Source organism: Erythrobacter litoralis, assembly GCF_029760855.1.
Classification (GTDB): Bacteria; Pseudomonadota; Alphaproteobacteria; order Sphingomonadales; family Sphingomonadaceae; genus Qipengyuania; species Qipengyuania litoralis_A.
In genome coordinates, this window is the sequence record NZ_SOSI01000005.1 from 1 (window position 1) to 17,805 (window position 17,805).

Genomic DNA, 17,805 nt, shown 5'->3' on the forward strand with positions numbered 1-17,805 from the left:
GGGGGGCGGTCCTGGCGCCGCGCCCGCCCACCCAAAAATATCCGCCCGCCTGGATCGCATTGAGAATGAGTGCGTTCACGACTGCCCAACGCGCAGGACAGTCAGAGGTTCGCGTGCCTGCGTTCGATAGCGTCCCAGATACGCCCGGCGGTATCGGTGCCGTTGAACTTGTCGATGGCAACGATGCCTGTGGGGCTGGTCACGTTGATTTCGGTCAACCATTTGCCGCCGATTACGTCGATCCCGACGAAGACGAGACCGCGCCGTTTCAGCTCCGGGGCCATCACCGCGCAGATCTCTTCCTCTCGCGCGGTTAGCGTCGCCGCCTCCGCATGGCCGCCTTGCGCCAGGTTCGAGCGGAACTCACCTTCACCCGGGAAGCGATTGATCGCGCCTGCAAACTCGCCGTCCACCAGCACGATCCGCTTGTCGCCCTCGCTGACCTCGGGAAGGAAAGGCTGCACCATGTGCGGTTCAGGCCAGGTCTTGTCGAACACCTCGCTTAACGCGGAAAGATTCGTGCCGTCTTCGGCGAGGCGAAAGATCGCCTTGCCGCCATTGCCGTGAAGCGGTTTCACGACAACCGATCCATGCTTTTTCTGGAAGTCGCGCAGATCGCTGAGCTTTCTCGCCACGAGCGTCGGCGGCATGAACTGCGCATAGTCCAGCACGAACATCTTTTCCGGCGCGTTCACGACTTCGCGCGGATCGTTGACGACCAAGGTCGTACCCTTCAACCGGTCGAGCAGGAACGCCGCGCTGATATAGCCGAGATGGAACGGCGGATCCTGCCGCATCAGTACGACGTCGATATCATGCGCCAGATTTAACTGCCGCCGCTCACCGATGGAGAAGTGATCGCCTTCGATTCGCCGGACCGTGACCGGTGCGGCGTGCGCAGTGATTTTGTCGTGCTTCGTCCCATCGCCCTCATAGGCAAGCGAGCCGACATCATAATGCCAGATTTCGTGCCCCCGCTCCTGTGCGGACAGCATAAGCGCGAACGAGCTGTCGCCGGCGATATTGATATGTTCGAGCGGGTCCATCTGGATGGCGACGCGCAATGTCATGCAAAATTCCTCAGGGCTGCCAGGCGTTAGCGATGTGGCGAGGCGGGATGCCGGGCGCAAGCAGGATCACGTCGATCTGCATGTCGTCACCGGATACGAGATATTCTTGTGCCACGGCCTCAGCAGCCGCGGCGACGCGAGCGAGGCGTCGTTCGTCGATTGCACAATCGAGATCGGCGGCGCGCAGACGCCATTTGACTTCGACGAAGGCCACCAGGGTTTCGCGGCGAGCGACGAGGTCGATCTCCCCGGCCTTGGTCTTTAAACGCCGCGCCAATATGGACCAGCCCCGTTCCTCGAGCCAGTGCGCTGCGCGGTTTTCGGCATCGCGACCGCTACGTTCTGCAACCTGCCGCTTCACTGCCCCTTGAGTTCCATCGCGCGGACATACAGCGCCTTGCGATCGAGGCCCGTGGCTTTGGCAACGGCGGCCGCCGCTTGCGACGTTTTCATCGAACCAAGTGCGTCGCGCAACAGATCGTCGGCATCGTCGGCAGAAATGTGTGCCGCACCCGGCGGCCCGACCAACAGCACGATTTCACCCTTGGGCGGATTCGCTTCGTAATAAGCGATCAGGCCATGCGAGAGACCGCGGCGGCATTCCTCGTGCAGTTTTGTCAATTCGCGCGCTACCGCGATTTCCCTATCAGGCAGAACTGTACCGATCGCCGCGAGGGCCTTTAGTAAGCGCGGTGCCGTTTCATAGAAGATCAGCGTCGCATCGATTGTTTCTAGCCCTGCAAGCACATCGCGCCGTGCCTTGTCCTTTACCGGCAGAAAGCCGGCGAACAGGAACCGGTCGTTCGGCAGGCCGGAGAGGGTCAGACCCGTGATGGCGGCGCAGGGCCCTGGCAGGCTGATGACCGGTATGCCTTCGTCACGGCAATCGTTGATCAGGCGGAATCCGGGATCAGACACCAGCGGCGTGCCCGCATCGCTGACCAAGGCCACAGCCCGGTGGTGCATAGATTCGACCAGTCTCGCCCGGTCGCGATGCTCGCTGTGATCGTCGTAACGCCAGAGGGGCTTCGAGATACCGAGATGTTTGAGCAGCTTGCCGGTCACCCGCGTATCCTCGCACGCCACGCCGTCGCAGCGTTTCAGGATGTCGACCGCGCGAAGGGTGATGTCGCCGAGATTCCCGATAGGGGTGGCGACAATGTAAAGACCGGGTAAAAGAGGGTCTTGCGTGGAAGGCGGGTGGTCGCTCACCCTCCCCCAATGAACCAAGAACGAGGGGTGCGGCAAGATGGTGCGTTCGAGTATCGACCGGCGCGGAGTGATGGCAGTGACGGCGGCGGCATTGCTGACGGGATGCTCGATCATTCCCAAAGCGCCGCAGACGCAGACCCGGCCGCCATCGCCCTCGCCGACGACGGAGCCGAGCGCGACGGCCTTGCCCCAGGACGATACGCGTCACCGCGTCGCACTGCTGGTTCCGCTGTCCGGTAAAAACGGCGCGGTCGGCCAGTCCATCTCCAATGCGACCACGATGGCGATCCTCGACACGAACGCGCAGAACCTGCGGATCACCACTTACGATACGGCGCGCGGTCCGCAGGAAGCGGCGCGGCAGGCTATCGCGGACGGCAATAAACTGATCCTCGGACCACTACTGGGCAGCAATGCGATATCGGTAGAGGCGGAAGCCGGCCCAGCCGACGTTCCGATCATCAGCTTTTCGAACGATACGGGTGTCGCCGGACCGAACGTGTTCGTGATGGGCGTCATTCCCGAGCAATCGGTCATGCGTTCCATGCGCTATGTGCGCGTTAGAGGAGTGGAGAGCTTCGCGGTCCTCGCGCCGAGCGGCGAGTACGGCGACCGCGCGCAGAAGGCCGCGATCGACGCGACGCGCGAATATGGCGGGAACGTCATCCTCACAGAGCGCTATGCCCGCAGCAATACCTCGGTCGTCAGTGCGGCGGAGCGGGTCCGCGCTCGCGACGGCCTCGGGGGCGTGTTGCTTGCCGACGGGGCGCGCCTGTCCGCGCAGGCAGCCGGTACGGTCAAGCCCAACGGGCGCGGCAACCTGCAGATCATCGGCACCGAATTGTGGAGCGGCGAGAATTCGATCCTGCGCGCGTCCGCGCTGAACGGCGCCCTGTTTTCCGCAGTGTCCGACAAATTATATGGCGGTTTCGTAACCAGCTACGAGGCACGCTTCGGCAGCAAGCCCTATCGCATCGCGACGCTTGGCTACGATGCGGTGCTCCTCACCCTAAACATCGCGCGCGACTGGGATGTGGGCGAAGATTTCCCTACGAGCCAGCTCAGGCAAAGCGGCGGCTTTACCGGCGTCGACGGGCCGTTCCGCTTCCAACGCGACGGCGTGGTAGAACGCGCATTGGAAGTTCGACAAATCCGCGACGGTCGAATTGCGATCGTGTCCGAAGCGCCGGCCGGGTTCTGACAGGCGGATAACCTTGCCGCCTGCCTTGTAACCGGTGAGTCGGGCGCGATATAGCTTGCAGCCATGTCCGACGACCTGTTCGAAAACACCCCAACCTCAAGCGGCGATTACGACGCTTCCTCGATCGAGGTGCTGGAAGGTCTCGAACCGGTCCGCCGCCGCCCGGGCATGTATATCGGCGGAACGGACGAGCGGGCGCTGCACCACCTCGTTGCCGAGGTGCTCGACAATGCGATGGACGAGGCGGTTGCCGGGCATGCGAGCCGGATCGAGGTCCGCGTGGAAGACGGTAACACCGTCACCATCGCCGATAACGGGCGCGGCATTCCGACGGGCGAGCATCCGAAATACCCTGGTAAGTCCACCCTCGAAGTCATTCTCACCACCCTGCATTCGGGCGGCAAGTTTTCGGGCAAGGCCTATGCCACCAGTGGCGGGCTTCATGGGGTCGGCGTCAGCGTAGTGAATGCGCTTTCCAGCCACACCCGAATCGAAGTGGCGCGGGACAAGCAGCTATACGCGCAGGAATTTTCCAAGGGGCAGCCGCTCGGCGGCATCGAGGAACTAGGGCCGACGCCGAACCGCCGCGGTACGACCGTCACCTTTACCCCCGATCCCGAAATATTCGGCGAACGCAAGTTCAGCCCCAAGCGGTTGTTCAAGCTCGTTCGCTCCAAGGCCTATCTGTTCGCCGGCGTCGAAATCCGCTGGAAATGCGCGGAAAAACTGGCGAGCGAAGATGTGCCGCAAGAGGCGGTCTTCAAATTTCCCGGCGGTCTCGCCGATCACCTTGCCGAGCAGATCGGCGGCCGCGAATGCGTGACTGCCCAACCCTTTGCAGGTTCTCAGGACTTCGCCGAGGAACAGGGCCGCGTCGAATGGGCGATCGCCTGGCCGCTTTTTTCCGATGGCTCGACAAGCTGGTATTGCAACACTGTACCCACGCCCGACGGTGGCACGCACGAACAGGGTCTTCGCGCTGCACTTACCAAGGGGTTGCGCGCATTCGGCGATCTTACCGGCGTCAAAAAGGCGAAGGACATCACGGCAGACGACGTGATGAACGGCGCCGAGGTCATGCTCAGCGTCTTCATTCGCGAGCCGCAATTCCAGAGCCAGACCAAGGATCGCCTGACCTCGCCCGAGGCCGCCAAACTGGTCGAGACCGCCATGCGCGATCATTTCGACCATTTCCTCGCCGACAACATGGACCGCGGCAAGGCCTTGCTCGGTCAGGTGATGGAGCGAATGGACGAGCGCCTGCGAAGGAAGCAGGAACGCGAAATCAAGCGCAAGACCGCGACCAATGCGAAGAAACTGCGCCTGCCCGGCAAACTCACCGATTGCAGCGGAGAAACTGGCGGCGAGACCGAACTTTTCATCGTCGAAGGCGACAGCGCCGGCGGCAGCGCAAAACAGGCGCGCGACCGCAAGACGCAGGCGATCCTTCCGATCCGCGGCAAGATCCTCAACGTAGCCTCCGCAAGCGCCGACAAGATCCGCGCAAACAGCGAAATCGCTGACCTCGTTCTCGCCATGGGATGCGGCACGCGCAAGGAATGCGATGCGGAAAACCTGCGTTACGATCGCATAATCATCATGACGGATGCCGATGTTGACGGCGCGCATATCGCAACGCTGCTCATGACGTTCTTCTTTCAGGAAATGCCCGATATCGTGCGCAAGGGTCATCTCTTCCTCGCACAGCCGCCGCTATATCGGCTGACGGCGGGCAAGGAGAGCCGCTATGCCCGCGACGATGAACATCGCGCGGAGCTGGAAGCGACTGTATTCAAAGGCAAGAAAGTCGATGTCGGCCGGTTCAAGGGGCTTGGCGAGATGAACCCGTCGCAGCTTCGCGAAACCACGATGGCGCCCGACAGCCGCAGCCTGATCCGCATCACGCTGCCGCAGGAATTTGAGCAGCGGGCGGTGGTGAAGGAACTGGTCGACCAGCTGATGGGCCGCAATCCCGAGCATCGCTTCAATTTCATCCAGAACCGCGCCGGCGATCTGGAACGCGACATGATCGATGCCTGACGATTTCGGGCGAAGCGATCCGGATGATGAAGACGATGTGATGGCGGGCGACCGGCGCATCGCACGTACGGACACCGCGCTGCCTGACTGGTACGTCTCCGACGCCGCCTATCGCCCGATCCCCATCGCCTGGTTCGCCGGTGCGCTGGTCCTGCAGGTCATCCTGCAACCGGTTTTGGCGATCGTGACGACCGGGATCGGCTTTTCCCGCTGGTTCGCTATCGGCCTATGTCTATTGGCAAGCGGCTTCATCTGGCACATTACGATGGAACGGGGCATGGCGCGGGCGGCGCTAGGCTGGCGTATCGCTTTGGCATTGATGCTGGTTTTCTTTACCGGCGTCTCCGTCCTAGGGCTTCTCGCTTAGGCGGCATCCTCGCCATTAGTATGGACATGTAGTTCGCCTTCCAGTGTCCGGTGCACCGGGCATTTGTCGGCAATTTCGGAAAGCTTGTCGCGTTGGTTACGGTCGAGATCGCCCGTCATCGCGATCGAACGATGCAGGGCCTGTAGCTTCCGACCTTGCTCCATCGCTTCGACGTGGTCGCACTCGTCGGCGTGCTCGCGTTCGTGGTGCACGCTCACCGTCACGCTCTTCAGCGGCCAACCCTTCCGGTCGGCATACATTTTTATCGTCATAGCGGTACAGGTGCCGAGCGCCGCGTTGAGTAGGTCGTACGGCGTCGGTCCGGTATCGTCGCCGCCGTAATCGCGCGGCTCGTCGACAAGGAAACGGTGGCTTTTCGTGTGAACCTCCGTGCCGAACTTGCCGTTGCCCGTCACCGCCACGATACCGTCGTCCGGCATGGGCCAGTCGCGCTCCATCGGGATGTAGCGATGGCCCCAACTTGCGATGATGTCGGCAGCGAAGTTCGCATCATCGGTATCGGTAAGGAGATGATCGGCGCCGGCAAGGCTTACAAAGCTTTTCGGATGCTTCGCCGCCTCGAACAGTTTGCCGGCATTTTCGACGCCGACGACCTCGTCCGTCGGGGAGTGGCAGAACAACAGCGGTATGCGCAGGTCCGAGACTTCGAGCAGCAGGTCGATGCTTCGCGTCTTGTCGAGAAATGCGCGGCTCAATGTGAAACTGCGTCCGGCTATCGTCACCTCCCCCTGTCCATCGCGTTCGATGGCGGCGAGATCGCCTTTCACATTGCCCAAGACATGGGGGACATCCGCTGGCGCGCCAATAGTCGCAATCGCGGCGACGTCGCCCTTCGGCAGCATGTCGCCGGCGGCAAGCACCGCCGCCCCGCCAAGGCTGTGACCAACAAGCATGATGCCTTGCCCGAACCGTTCGACCAGATAGGCCGCGCTGTCGATCAGATCCTCGACATCGCTTGCGAACCCAGCCCGCCCGAAATCGCCGCCGCTACCGCCGAGGCCTGTGAAATCCACCCGCAGACAGGCGATGCCGTGCCGCGCCAGGGCCCGCGTCACGGCAACGGCCGCGAGGCTTTGCTTCGTGCAGGTAAAGCAATGCGCGAACAGCGCGGCACCGCGTACTAGGCCGGTCGGCAATTCGATACTTCCGGCAAGGTCGTAACCCCGCGTCGTCGGGATGGTCAGGCTTTCGGTGGGCATTGGGTTTCTCCTGTCGGTACCGTAACGCCCCCTTGCCCCGAGCGGTCCCGCCGCCTAACGCTTACGTAAAGCAGACAGGACAGACAGATGACCGACCAAACCCGTTTCGAGGGCACGCAATCCTATATCGCGACCGAGGACCTGAAGGTTGCGGTAAATGCCGCCGTCACCTTGCGCAGGCCGCTTTTGGTGAAGGGCGAACCAGGAACCGGGAAGACCGTGCTGGCGCACGAGATATCCAAGGCTCTCGATGCTCCACTGATCGAATGGAACGTGAAGTCCACCACTAAAGCGCAGCAAGGCCTGTACGAATACGATGCGGTCGCCCGTTTGCGCGACGGGCAGCTTGGCGACGAGCGCGTCCACGATATTTCGAATTACATCAAGCGGGGCAAATTGTGGGAGGCTTTCACCTCCCCCGAATTGCCGGTCCTCCTGATCGACGAGATCGACAAGGCCGACATCGAGTTTCCGAACGATCTCCTGCAGGAACTCGACCGGATGAGCTTCGACGTTTACGAAACGCACGAGCGGATCGAGGCAAAGGAACGGCCTATTGTTGTCATCACCTCGAACAACGAGAAGGAACTGCCGGATGCGTTCCTGCGCCGCTGTTTCTTTCATTACATCAAGTTTCCCGACCGCGAGACGATGCGCGACATCATCGACGTGCATTTTCCCAATATCCAGAAGACCCTCGTCTCCAAGGCGATGGATATGTTCTACGAATTGCGCGAAGTGCCGGGCCTCAAGAAGAAACCGAGTACGAGCGAGTTGCTTGACTGGCTGAAGCTGCTGCTCAACGAGGACATGCCGCTGGAAGTGTTGCAGGACAGCAATCCCAACAGCGCGATCCCCCCGCTCCATGGCGCACTGCTCAAGAACGAACAGGATGTGATGATGTTCGAGCGGCTTGCCTTCATGGCGCGCCGCCAGACCTAGGATCGCTCCTTCAGTCGAAGCTGTATGCGAGTTCGAAATCGCCCCAGCGACGACCGTCGATCACCACGGGAACGTAGACGTTGCGCACCACGCGGTAGCTGCGACCGTCCCCCTCCTGTCGATACACCGCCATCATGTACGGCATGGTGCTCTTCTTCGATTTCTGGTCGATCGGATCGAGGATGATGCGACCGTGCCGGCAGAACTGCGTATCGTGCGTTATTTCGCCAATGGGCTCTCTCGAATGCCTTGAAAGATGCGTCGGTAGATAGCCCTGCATGTCGGTGCAGGCGGCTGCCATTACTGGACTAATATCAATTTCTGCGCGGTCCAATAATGGCCGCCAATTTTCGTGTGCCCAATCCATCAGGCGCGTACGGAACCGTTGCGGATTGCTGCCCGGAATGACCCTGTAATCACAATCGAACAGCGCATCGCGGCTGAGCGCTCCGCTGGCCAAAGCCTGCTCGGCAAGAGTCTCTACTTCCTTGGCCCGCGCAATCGCTTCGTCCACCATGGCGCTGTCCTGCGGCGAAAGACCGGCCTTGACGATGGAATCGAACATTTCGCTTGCGGTGAGTTCGAGCTCCTGAATGCGGACATGCGCTTTTTCGAGTTGCTCCTCGTTGACCGTGGCAGCCTTGTCGAAGTCGTCGATGACGTCTGAAATGCGGTTCACATTTCCCGTCATCATGCCGGTCGCCTTGGCGATCTGTTCGTTCTGGTTGTCGACCTCGCCGACCAATTCGGTGACGCCGCCAATCATCGTCTCGATGCTGGCGACAGAGCTTTTCGCCTCGTTCGATGCCCGTGCGCCGGTCTCGATCCGCTCGATCATCACCGTCGCTTCGTCCGCGAGCGTGCCCACGACAGTCGCGATCTCATCGGTCGCCTTGCGGGTTTCTCCAGCGAGCGACTTGACCTCGTTGGCGACGACCGCGAAAGTCTTGCCCGCTTCACCCGCACGCATCGCCTCGATGGTAGCGTTAAGCGCAAGAATATTGGTGGTTTCGGCGATCTGCTCGATGTCCTTCGAACACCGTTTAACCTGATCCATCGCGGCGGCAAAGCCTGTCACATGGGTGGCGAGGGCCCCCACCAGATCGAGCAGGCCGGTAATCTGGGCGAGTGAGGACTGGATCTGCGCCGTTCCCTGCCCCAGACGCTCGATCGCACGCGCCGAAAGCAGCCGCGCTTCGTCGCTCGCTTCGGCAACCCGGCGCTGATCCTGTTCGAGTTCGCGAACCGTGCTCTGTAATTCGACATGTTCTGCCCGCAACACCCCCGAGCTGTCGATCACCGCCTGTACGATGCCGGCGACATCGCTGCACCCAACCGTGACCTTGCCGCAGCTTTCGGGAATGCGATCGAGCGGCGAAGCACCGGTCGTCTCGATCTTGCTCGCATCCATCGATATGTCCTCGAATTCGTTCTCGTTTCTTGTCGCGTGCGCTGTACGGGCGATTGGTTATCCGCGCGTTAATTCAGCGGCGCCAAGTGGGGCTTCGCTTCGTGCGTTCTTCGCGCTAAGGCAGATGCCATGTTCTTCAATTTCGTCGACGAGCTGCGCGAGGCGGGCATATCCGCCAGCTTCAAGGAACACCTTACCTTGCTGGAGGCGCTCGATCGCGAGGTGATCGAGCAATCGCCCGAAGCCTTCTACTATCTCAGCCGCGCGACCTTCGTGAAGGACGAAGGTTTGCTCGACCGGTTCGATCAGGTTTTCCAGAAAGTCTTCAAGGGCGTCTTTTCAGACTACGGGCAGAACCCGGTCGATGTCCCGGAGGACTGGCTGAAAGCGGTCGCGGAAAAATTTCTGTCCGACGAGGAAATGGAGAAGATCAAATCTCTCGGCGACTGGGACGAGATCATGGAGGCGCTCAAGAAGCGGCTCGAAGAGCAGAAGGAGCGCCATCAGGGCGGCAACAAGTGGGTCGGTACGGGCGGTACCTCCCCCTTCGGCAATTCGGGTTACAATCCGGAAGGCGTGCGGATCGGCGGCGAAAGCCGGCACAAACGCGCGATCAAGGTGTGGGACAAGCGCGAGTTCAAAAACCTCGACAACACGAAGGAACTCGGCACCCGGAACATCAAGATGGCGCTGCGCCGATTGCGGCGTTTCGCGCGGGAAGGCGCGGCTGACCAGCTCGACATCGACGCCACGATCGAGGGGACCGCCAAACAAGGCTGGCTTGACATTCACATGCGGCCCGAACGGCGCAATGCCGTCAAGCTGCTGCTGTTTCTCGATGTCGGCGGCTCGATGGACCCGTTCATCAAGGTCACCGAAGAGCTGTTCAGCGCGGCGACCAGCGAGTTCAAGAACCTCGAATTCTTCTATTTCCACAACTGCCTTTACGAAGGCGTTTGGAAGGACAATCGCCGCCGCTGGCAGGAACGGACCAAAACTTGGGACGTGCTCCACAAATACGGGCACGATTACAAGGTCGTGTTCGTCGGCGACGCTGCGATGAGCCCCTACGAGATAACCCACCCGGGCGGCAGCGTCGAGCACATGAACGAGGAAGCCGGGGCCGTGTGGATGCAGCGCATGACCAACACCTATCCCGCGACCGTCTGGCTGAACCCGACGCCCGAAAAACACTGGAGCTATTCGCAGAGCACGCGGGTCATCAAGCATCTGGTCAACGACCGGATGTACCCGCTTACCTTGGACGGTTTGGACGACGCGATGCGGGAGCTTAGCCGGAAGCAGGGGTGAGCCGACCCCACTCCCGCTTTGCCCAATTCCGTCGGCGGCTCGAAGCATTCGATCCTGGACCCGGCTGGCGGTTGTGGCTTTACGAATTTCTGCTCTTTGGATTCAAGCAGGCTTGGGCTTGCCTCTTCGGCGCGCTGCTCCTGCTTCTGCTTCTGGCGACGCACTTGTTTTACCCCGACGACGCGCCGCTGCACCGCTACGATTTCCTCACCCTCGCTGCTATCGCCATCCAAATCGGCATGCTCTCATTCCGACTGGAGACATGGGGCGAAGCAAAGGTCATCCTGATCTTCCACGTGGTCGGCACGGTGATGGAACTGTTCAAGACGGCGGTCGGATCTTGGGGCTATCCGGAGGCAAGCGTGCTGCATATCGGGGCGGTACCGCTGTTCTCCGGGTTCATGTATGCCAGCGTCGGAAGCTACATCGCGCGGGTCTGGCGCATCTTCGACTTCCACTTCACGCATTATCCGCCGCGATGGGCGACGTGGATCCTAGCCGCGGCGATTTACGTTAATTTCTTCGCACATCACTGGCTGCCAGACATGCGATACGTCATGTTCCTCGGCACTGCGCTGCTGTTCTGGCGAACGCGCGTCTATTTCCGCAACTGGCAAACGCACCGCTGGATGCCCCTGCTGATTGGCTTCGGCCTAGTCGCTTTGTTCATCTGGTTCGCTGAAAACCTGGCGACCTTCGCCAATGCGTGGAATTACCCCGACCAAAAGAGCGGATGGCGAATGGTGGGCTTGGCGAAGTACGGCAGTTGGTATCTATTGATGCTGATCAGCTTTGTGCTGGTAACATTGGTATCGCCTATCTTCGTACCAGACAGGGATGTGTTTGAACTAGAAAAGAATTTACGCTAGGTCCGGAGTGCGGGGAGGGATGCGATGCGAATTCTTTTTCTTTGTACGAGCGCTTTTTTGACGGTCGGTGCAATCGAGCCGCAAAACAAAAACGACGAACAAATTAGTTCGGATGGAGCGACGTTCGCTATCGAAGGCATTGAAAGCGTAATGCCCGAAAATTGCCAGGACCGTATTCATCACGTTCGCGAAGAACGCGGTCTGCCCGAACTCAATGATGCACCCGCAACGCCCGACAATGCGCTTCTTATTGCGGCGGTCGATCATCAGGTCGATGGCTGTGACGTGCTGGTGATGCAGGAAGATACGGCGGACGTTCGGCCGTTACCCAAGTTCGACGACAGGACCGTCGAGCTTATCCCCGCAAACTGAAATGCCGATCTAGCCGTAAATCAGATGCGGCGCGATCTCTCCGCGCCATTGCGCCTCGTCGGAGCTGGCGAGGGTATCCAAGTCTTCGGGCGTGGCTTCGCGGTCGTCCACCCACTCACGCAGCGCCGGACCGCCATTAATGACGTCGATTGCCAATCGGTCGAACTCGTATTCATACGGAAAATCGCGCCAGATTTCGTATTCCGGATAGAGCGCGCGGATCGCCTTGAAGGCTAGAGCCTGCAATCGCCATGGACGGAATTCGTGGTGATCGTAGAACGGGCCTTCGGCATGGATCATCAAACCGTTGCACAGCGCCCCTTCGTGCTTGTGGAATGTCGGCGTAAAGAAGCATTCGCGAAGTTTACAGCCGCGCATCCACGCGGGCGCCATGCGCTCCATTTGGCCTAGAACCGCTTTCGCATTGATGTCCGGCGCGCCGAACAGCACTTCCAGCGGCCGCGTCGTGCCTCGCCCTTCCGATAGGTTCGTTCCTTCGAGCATCACCGTGCCGGCATAGGCGCGAGCCATATTGAGCGAGGCGGCATTCGGGCTGGGATTGATCCAGACGCGGTCTTCTGGCCAGCCGAAGCCGGGCGCATGACCAGGCTGCCACCCCCGCATCTCGATGACGGTGAGCGATACGTCGAGCTTGAAATGGGCCACGAACCACTGCGCCATCTCGCCCATCGTCATGCCGTGCCGCATGGGCATGGGAGCAGCGCCAACGAAGCTCTCCTGCCCTTCGCGCAGCAGCGTTCCTTCGACCGGTCCACCCGCCGGGTTCGGCCGATCCAAGACCCACACTTCCTTACCGGACTTCGCAGCTTCCTCCAGAAGATAGAGCAAGGTCGTCACGAACGTGTATATGCGGCAGCCAAGATCTTGAAGGTCGAACAGGAAGACGTCAGCGCTGGACATCGATTGGCCGCTGGGGCGACGAACTTCGCCATAAAGACTGAAAACGGGAATGCCGTATTGCGGATCGGTTTCATCCGCGGTTTCCACCATGTTGTCCTGCTTGTCGCCCTTCAGCCCATGTTGCGGGCCGAAGGCACTGGTGACGTTGACGCCGCGCGCGATCAGCGCATCGAGCGAATGGTCCAAGCCGGCGGTGACGGAGGCAGGATGCGCGACCAAGCTGACCCGTTTGCCTTCGAGCGGACGACGCAGCGCTTCGTCGGTGAGCAGGCGATCGATACCGAATTTCATGGCCGATTGGGTGCAGCAAGCGCCTGCGCGAAGCAAGCGGGATCGTGGAAATCGGGTGCGTCGCCAGTGTGTTCCGCCGCCCAGTAGCTCTTTTGCCCGCCTTCCTCCTCGATCACTGCAGTCATCCCAAAGCAAAGAGAGCCGTTAGGCAGAGCCTCTCTCTGCATCGCGACATCCATTATCGCGAAGGATGAACCGCCACGCCATGAAATCTCCGGTGCCCTCGTAATATGCCGATCGCGGCCATTCTCACGATAAGAAGAGAAATCGTAGGCCGCGAAAGCTTCGGATGGGGAGAAATTGAACTCCGAGTAAGCCGTACCGTCCTGTGGTTCGGCTCTTACGAAAAGCTCGAAACAGGTGGTACGCCACAACCCGTCCAAGCGACGTTTTCCTGCAAAACATGGCACGAGGATCTGTCGCGTTCCTTCGATCCTCCAGCGCAAACGCAACCAGTAGCGATCGGTAGCGTCGACCTTCGCCGTCACCGATCTCACCGAAACAGTTGGATGAGCCGGATGAGCAGTCAGTTCGTGCGTTTGCATGGCCACCTCTTCCTGCTAGCGGCAGCTTCATCATGACGAGCCACCGATCCGATCTCCTGCGCATACTTGAAGAGCGCGGCTACATCCATCAGGTCACTGACGCCGAAGGGCTGGACGCCTTGGCCGCGAAGCAGATCGTCCCCGGATATATCGGCTTCGACGCGACCGCGCCAAGCCTTCATGTCGGCAGCCTCGTACAGATCATGATGCTTCGCCGGCTTCAACAGACCGGGCACAAGCCAGTGGTTCTAATGGGCGGTGGGACGACACGGATCGGCGATCCGACCGGACGTGACGAAAGCCGACAGATGCTCACCGATCAGGCGATCGCGGACAACATCGCGGGCATTCGCACAGTGTTCGAAAGATTGCTGACCTTCGGCGACGGTCCGACCGATGCCGTGATGGTCGATAATCAGGACTGGCTCGGCAGTCTCGGTTACATAGAATTGCTGCAGGATGTGGGGCCGCATTTCACGGTCAACCGAATGCTGACGTTCGATTCGGTCAAGCTACGGCTCGAACGCGAACAGCCGATGACCTTTCTCGAATTCAATTACATGATCCTGCAAGGCTATGATTTCCGACATCTGGCGCGAGAAATGGGCGTGCGCCTGCAGATGGGCGGCAGCGATCAGTGGGGCAACATCGTAAATGGAATGGAGCTCGGCCGGCGGATGGACGGCGCCGAACTGTTCGGACTGACGACGCCGCTTCTCACTACGGCGGACGGTAAGAAGATGGGCAAGACGGCCTCGGGCGCCGTCTGGCTCAATGAAGCGCAATTGCCGAGCTACGATTTCTGGCAATTCTGGCGCAATACGGACGACCGCGACGTCGGCAGATTTCTTCGGCTGTTCACCGACTTGCCGCTCGGCGAAATCGAACGTCTGGACGCGCTCGAGGGCGCAGAGATCAACGATGCGAAAACGGTGCTTGCCAACGAAGTTACCGCGCTCGTGCGCGGAGAGGAGGCGGCGCGCACGGCGCAGGATACCGCCAGCCGGACCTTTGGCGGAGGCGGCACGGGCATCGATCTACCGAGGCTTTCCGTCGGCCCCGAAGGCATGCGCATCGGGGCGGTTCTCACCGCACTCGGTTTCACGGCATCGAATGGGGAAGCGAAGCGCAAGTTAGCGGAAGGCGCGGTCAAGCTTGATGGCGATACCGTATCCGATCCTGCATTTTTGATAGATGTTTCAGAGGGTAGCGAGGCAAAGCTAAGTCTCGGCAAGAAGAAGCACGCAATTCTGAAACCCTAATCTGCTCGGGACTTCGCCGGTGAAATTAACCGGATGCGGCTTTACCATTTGTCATCCTTTTTCGGGCACAACGTGATCCAACGCAATCAATCGAGGGGATCGCGATCATGGGTGCTGGAGCACAACTGAGCGTAACCGACCAGCGGCGCATGGCGCGTCATCCCGTGGATCACCCATTGATCGCGGAACATTACGGCAAGGGCGACATGCGGATGCATATCGCCAATATCTCAGCCAATGGCTTCATGATCGACGATGCGGACGGCATTGCCCGGGGTGAGCGTGTGGTCGTCCGCCTGCCGGTGATCGGCCGGATTGAGGCATATTGCATCTGGAACCGGGACAATCGCGCGGGCTTCCAGTTCGAACGCATCATCCGCGTCGACGATTTCCTTGCCCTTATCGATACGCTTCAGCCCAATCCTCGCCTGCGCAAAATGCGCTGAGCGCGCTGAAGATTTAATACCGCGACACGAAGTTCGCCCGTCTTCACAAGCGAAGGCGGGCCTGCCATGCGCGAGCGTGTGACAGACGCCGCAACACCCTCGCCCGAAGAAATCGGATCGCCCCTACGCATCGCCAACTTCCGCGCGTATCTGATTGCGCGGTTCACGATGATGGTCGGCCAATATGCGATGATGCTGATCATCAGCTGGCAGACCTACACACTCTCGCGCCAGAGCGGGATGGACGAGCTGGCGGCCTCTGGTCAGCTTGCCCTTATCGGGCTGTTGCAATTCCTGCCGCTATTCGTGCTTTCCCCGTTTTCGGGGCTGGTCGCAGATCGGTTCGATCGCAAAACGGTCGCGCGGCTGACCATCGCGTTGCAGTTCCTGTGTGCCGCCGCTCTCGCCTATGCGACATACACCGGAGCGATCACGCTCGTCTGGCTGTTCTCCGTCGCAGTAGTGCTGGGCGTCGTACGTGCCTTCAACGGGCCGGCACTGTCTGCACTCGCGCCCAATCTCGTGCCGAAAGCCATTCTGCCGAACGCAATCGCCCTTTCGTCGATCGCATGGCAGACCGGGATGATCGTGGGCCCGGCCCTGGGCGGATATGCTTACGAGGCGCAGCCCGCCCTGCCCTATGCCGTTGCAGGCGTTCTCTTCCTCGTCGGCATTCTGACCATCAGCACCATCGGTAAGGTACCGCACTCGCCGATTACCGGAGCGCAGCGGCCGATCGGGCAGATCATCGACGGATGGCGCTATGTTTTTCGCAACCGCATGGTTCTCGGCGCAATCACCCTCGACCTAATGGCGGTATTCCTTGCCGGCGCGACTGCGCTTTTTTCGCCTTTTGCCTATGACATTTTGGAGGTCGGCGAGACCGGCTTGGCGCAGCTTGCGGCCGCACCCGCCGTCGGGGCTGCGGTCACGGCACTGTGGTTCAGCTTCCGTCCGCTCAAGACCAATGTCGGACCGAAAATGCTGTGGGCCGTCGCCGCATTCGGCGTGGCGACGATCATTTTCGGTTTTTCGCGTTCCATGCCGATCAGCCTTGCCGCGCTGTTTGTCGTCGGCGCGGCAGACATGTTCTCGGTCTATATTCGCCAATCGCTCATCCAGCTGCATACGCCGGACGAGAAGCGGGGCCGTGTCTCCTCAGCCAGCCTGCTTACCATCAGCGCCTCCAATGAGGGTGGCGATGCCTTTTCCGGTTTTCTCGCCAGTATCCTCGGCCCGGCCATGGCGGTCATTGTTGGCGGTGCGGGTGCAATCGCGACCGTCGCCCTGTGGAGCCGCATCTTTCCGGTTTTGCGCACCACTCGGACCTTTGATCCGCCCGATGAATTGAGAGAAGAGATACCCGAAGAAAAGCTCCAGGAGCGCATACCATGAAAGCCGATTCCGTTCTCGCCACCATCGGCGGAACCCCGCACATCCGTCTCTCCCGCTTGTTCCCGGATCACGAAGTCTGGGTGAAGTCCGAACGCGCAAACCCCGGCGGCTCGATCAAGGACCGCATTGCCCTCGCCATGGTCGAGGATGCGGAGAAGGACGGCACCCTGAAGCCCGGTGGTACGATCATCGAACCAACGAGCGGCAATACCGGCGTCGGCCTCGCAATGGTTGCCGCGGTCAAGGGCTACAAACTGATCCTCGTCATGCCGGAAAGCATGAGCATCGAGCGCCGCCGCCTGATGCTAGCCTATGGTGCGAGCTTCGACCTTACGCCTAAAGAAGGCGGCATGAAGGGCGCGATCGAGCGCGCGCAGGAACTTGCCGGCGAAACCGAAAACGCGTGGATTCCCAGCCAGTTCGACAACGAGTCCAACTGGAAGGTCCATGTCCTCACGACCTCGCAAGAAATTCTCGAAGATTTCCGCGACGCTCCCATCGATGCGATGATTACCGGGGTTGGCACTGGCGGGCACATCACCGGCTGCGCGGAAGAATTGAAGAAAACCTGGCCGAAGATGAAAGCCTTTGCCGTCGAGCCGAAGGGTTCACCGGTCATCAGCGGAGGCGAACCGGGACCACACCCGATTCAAGGCATAGGAGCGGGCTTCATTCCTGAAAATCTGCACACCCAGTCGATCGATGGAGCGATCCAGGTCGATCCGGAGGATGCGAAAGAGATGGCGCGCCAGTCGGCTGCGAAGGAGGGCCTGCTCGTCGGCATTTCAAGCGGCGCGACCCTGGCAGCGATCAAGCAGAAACTGCCCGAACTCGACAGCGGGAGCCGAATTCTCGGTTTCAATTACGACACCGGGGAACGCTATCTTTCGGTGCCGGATTTTCTGCCCGAGAACTAATAAAATGCCGGAG

18 protein-coding genes are annotated in these 17,805 nt (G+C 60.4%); 11 read left to right on the top strand and 7 right to left on the bottom strand.

Annotated features, from left to right (window positions below; translation table 11 throughout):
• Positions 1-101 precede the first annotated feature (101 nt).
• Genes gshB through rsmI form a run of 3 tightly spaced genes read right to left on the bottom strand, consistent with a single transcriptional unit; the run spans position 102 to position 2,282 of the window.
• Complete coding sequence (gene gshB / locus E3U23_RS10105) at positions 102-1,070, bottom strand: glutathione synthase (protein ID WP_279351138.1); 969 nt, start codon at positions 1,068-1,070, stop codon at positions 102-104.
• A gap of 10 nt (positions 1,071-1,080) precedes the next feature.
• Positions 1,081-1,431: a YraN family protein gene (locus E3U23_RS10110; protein WP_279351139.1), complete on the bottom strand. Its 351-nt coding sequence runs from the start codon at positions 1,429-1,431 to the stop codon at positions 1,081-1,083.
• Entirely contained in the window at positions 1,428-2,282 is an 855-nt protein-coding gene (gene rsmI / locus E3U23_RS10115) for a 16S rRNA (cytidine(1402)-2'-O)-methyltransferase (protein WP_279351140.1), read from the bottom strand. Before rsmI ends, E3U23_RS10110 begins: the two co-directional genes overlap by 4 nt.
• Positions 2,283-2,319: 37 nt before the next feature.
• On the opposite strand from rsmI, the gene E3U23_RS10120 reads away from it, so the two are divergent.
• From E3U23_RS10120 to E3U23_RS10130, 3 genes are all read left to right on the top strand, one after another.
• Positions 2,320-3,483, top strand: a complete 1,164-nt coding sequence (locus E3U23_RS10120; RefSeq protein ID WP_279351141.1) for a penicillin-binding protein activator — start codon at positions 2,320-2,322, stop codon at positions 3,481-3,483.
• A 63-nt stretch (positions 3,484-3,546) separates the two neighbouring features.
• Entirely contained in the window at positions 3,547-5,523 is a 1,977-nt protein-coding gene (gene parE / locus E3U23_RS10125) for a DNA topoisomerase IV subunit B (protein ID WP_279351142.1), read from the top strand.
• A complete protein-coding gene (locus E3U23_RS10130; protein WP_279351143.1) occupies positions 5,516-5,890 on the top strand; it encodes a hypothetical protein in 375 nt (124 codons plus the stop codon). The genes parE and E3U23_RS10130 overlap by 8 nt, the downstream gene beginning before the upstream one ends.
• On the opposite strand, the gene E3U23_RS10135 is transcribed toward E3U23_RS10130, so the two are convergent.
• Entirely contained in the window at positions 5,887-7,110 is a 1,224-nt protein-coding gene (locus E3U23_RS10135; RefSeq protein WP_279351144.1) for a bifunctional alpha/beta hydrolase/OsmC family protein, read from the bottom strand. The genes E3U23_RS10130 and E3U23_RS10135 overlap by 4 nt on opposite strands.
• An 87-nt stretch (positions 7,111-7,197) precedes the next feature.
• Here E3U23_RS10135 and E3U23_RS10140 point away from each other — a divergent pair, with 87 nt between their 5' ends.
• On the top strand, positions 7,198-8,052 hold the full coding sequence (locus E3U23_RS10140) for an AAA family ATPase (protein ID WP_279351145.1): 855 nt from the start codon (positions 7,198-7,200) through the stop codon (positions 8,050-8,052).
• A 10-nt stretch (positions 8,053-8,062) separates the two neighbouring features.
• Here the strand turns inward: E3U23_RS10140 and E3U23_RS10145 are convergent, their stop codons facing one another.
• Positions 8,063-9,463 carry a methyl-accepting chemotaxis protein gene (locus tag E3U23_RS10145; protein WP_279351146.1) on the bottom strand — a complete coding sequence of 467 codons (1,401 nt, stop codon included), beginning with the start codon at positions 9,461-9,463 and terminating at the stop codon, positions 8,063-8,065.
• Between the two features lie 129 nt (positions 9,464-9,592).
• On the opposite strand from E3U23_RS10145, the gene E3U23_RS10150 reads away from it, so the two are divergent.
• The 3 genes from E3U23_RS10150 to E3U23_RS10160 all read left to right on the top strand — a co-directional run bounded on the left by E3U23_RS10150 (position 9,593) and on the right by E3U23_RS10160 (position 12,015).
• The gene (locus E3U23_RS10150; protein ID WP_279351147.1) at positions 9,593-10,774 is read left to right on the top strand and encodes a vWA domain-containing protein; all 1,182 of its coding nucleotides are present in this window, start codon (positions 9,593-9,595) and stop codon (positions 10,772-10,774) included.
• Positions 10,771-11,643 (top strand): DUF817 domain-containing protein, encoded by an 873-nt coding sequence (locus E3U23_RS10155; RefSeq protein ID WP_279351148.1) that lies wholly within the window; start codon positions 10,771-10,773, stop codon positions 11,641-11,643. Before E3U23_RS10150 ends, E3U23_RS10155 begins: the two co-directional genes overlap by 4 nt.
• Before the next feature lie 150 nt (positions 11,644-11,793).
• Positions 11,794-12,015 carry a hypothetical protein gene (locus E3U23_RS10160; RefSeq protein ID WP_279351149.1) on the top strand — a complete coding sequence of 74 codons (222 nt, stop codon included), beginning with the start codon at positions 11,794-11,796 and terminating at the stop codon, positions 12,013-12,015.
• 9 nt (positions 12,016-12,024) lie between these two features.
• Here the strand turns inward: E3U23_RS10160 and E3U23_RS10165 are convergent, their stop codons facing one another.
• Positions 12,025-13,227 (bottom strand): exo-beta-N-acetylmuramidase NamZ family protein, encoded by a 1,203-nt coding sequence (locus E3U23_RS10165; protein ID WP_279351150.1) that lies wholly within the window; start codon positions 13,225-13,227, stop codon positions 12,025-12,027.
• Entirely contained in the window at positions 13,224-13,772 is a 549-nt protein-coding gene (locus E3U23_RS10170) for a DOMON-like domain-containing protein (protein WP_279351151.1), read from the bottom strand. The genes E3U23_RS10165 and E3U23_RS10170 overlap by 4 nt, the downstream gene beginning before the upstream one ends.
• A gap of 32 nt (positions 13,773-13,804) precedes the next feature.
• Here E3U23_RS10170 and tyrS point away from each other — a divergent pair, with 32 nt between their 5' ends.
• The 4 genes from tyrS (at position 13,805) to cysK (ending at position 17,792) form a co-directional block, all read left to right on the top strand.
• Positions 13,805-15,034: a tyrosine--tRNA ligase gene (tyrS, locus tag E3U23_RS10175; protein WP_279351152.1), complete on the top strand. Its 1,230-nt coding sequence runs from the start codon at positions 13,805-13,807 to the stop codon at positions 15,032-15,034.
• Positions 15,035-15,141: 107 nt separating this feature from the next.
• Positions 15,142-15,480 (top strand): PilZ domain-containing protein, encoded by a 339-nt coding sequence (locus tag E3U23_RS10180; protein WP_279351153.1) that lies wholly within the window; start codon positions 15,142-15,144, stop codon positions 15,478-15,480.
• A 66-nt stretch (positions 15,481-15,546) separates the two neighbouring features.
• Positions 15,547-16,875, top strand: a complete 1,329-nt coding sequence (locus E3U23_RS10185) for an MFS transporter (RefSeq protein ID WP_279351154.1) — start codon at positions 15,547-15,549, stop codon at positions 16,873-16,875.
• On the top strand, positions 16,872-17,792 hold the full coding sequence (cysK, locus tag E3U23_RS10190; protein ID WP_279351155.1) for a cysteine synthase A: 921 nt from the start codon (positions 16,872-16,874) through the stop codon (positions 17,790-17,792). Before E3U23_RS10185 ends, cysK begins: the two co-directional genes overlap by 4 nt.
• The last annotated feature ends 13 nt before the right edge of the window (positions 17,793-17,805 follow it).

Excerpts from the sequence above, each read along its gene's own strand:
- gshB (WP_279351138.1), bottom strand. The coding sequence starts at position 1,070 with ATGACATTGCGCGTCGCCATCCAGATGGACCCGCTCGAACATATCAAT.
- E3U23_RS10120 (WP_279351141.1), top strand. The coding sequence starts at position 2,320 with ATGGTGCGTTCGAGTATCGACCGGCGCGGAGTGATGGCAGTGACGGCG.
- parE (WP_279351142.1), top strand. The coding sequence starts at position 3,547 with ATGTCCGACGACCTGTTCGAAAACACCCCAACCTCAAGCGGCGATTAC.
- E3U23_RS10130 (WP_279351143.1), top strand. The coding sequence starts at position 5,516 with ATGCCTGACGATTTCGGGCGAAGCGATCCGGATGATGAAGACGATGTG.
- E3U23_RS10135 (WP_279351144.1), bottom strand. The coding sequence starts at position 7,110 with ATGCCCACCGAAAGCCTGACCATCCCGACGACGCGGGGTTACGACCTT.
- E3U23_RS10140 (WP_279351145.1), top strand. The coding sequence starts at position 7,198 with ATGACCGACCAAACCCGTTTCGAGGGCACGCAATCCTATATCGCGACC.
- E3U23_RS10145 (WP_279351146.1), bottom strand. The coding sequence starts at position 9,463 with ATGGATGCGAGCAAGATCGAGACGACCGGTGCTTCGCCGCTCGATCGC.
- E3U23_RS10150 (WP_279351147.1), top strand. The coding sequence starts at position 9,593 with ATGTTCTTCAATTTCGTCGACGAGCTGCGCGAGGCGGGCATATCCGCC.
- E3U23_RS10160 (WP_279351149.1), top strand. The coding sequence starts at position 11,794 with ATGCCCGAAAATTGCCAGGACCGTATTCATCACGTTCGCGAAGAACGC.
- E3U23_RS10165 (WP_279351150.1), bottom strand. The coding sequence starts at position 13,227 with ATGAAATTCGGTATCGATCGCCTGCTCACCGACGAAGCGCTGCGTCGT.
- E3U23_RS10170 (WP_279351151.1), bottom strand. The coding sequence starts at position 13,772 with ATGCAAACGCACGAACTGACTGCTCATCCGGCTCATCCAACTGTTTCG.
- tyrS (WP_279351152.1), top strand. The coding sequence starts at position 13,805 with ATGACGAGCCACCGATCCGATCTCCTGCGCATACTTGAAGAGCGCGGC.
- E3U23_RS10180 (WP_279351153.1), top strand. The coding sequence starts at position 15,142 with ATGGGTGCTGGAGCACAACTGAGCGTAACCGACCAGCGGCGCATGGCG.
- E3U23_RS10185 (WP_279351154.1), top strand. The coding sequence starts at position 15,547 with ATGCGCGAGCGTGTGACAGACGCCGCAACACCCTCGCCCGAAGAAATC.
- cysK (WP_279351155.1), top strand. The coding sequence starts at position 16,872 with ATGAAAGCCGATTCCGTTCTCGCCACCATCGGCGGAACCCCGCACATC.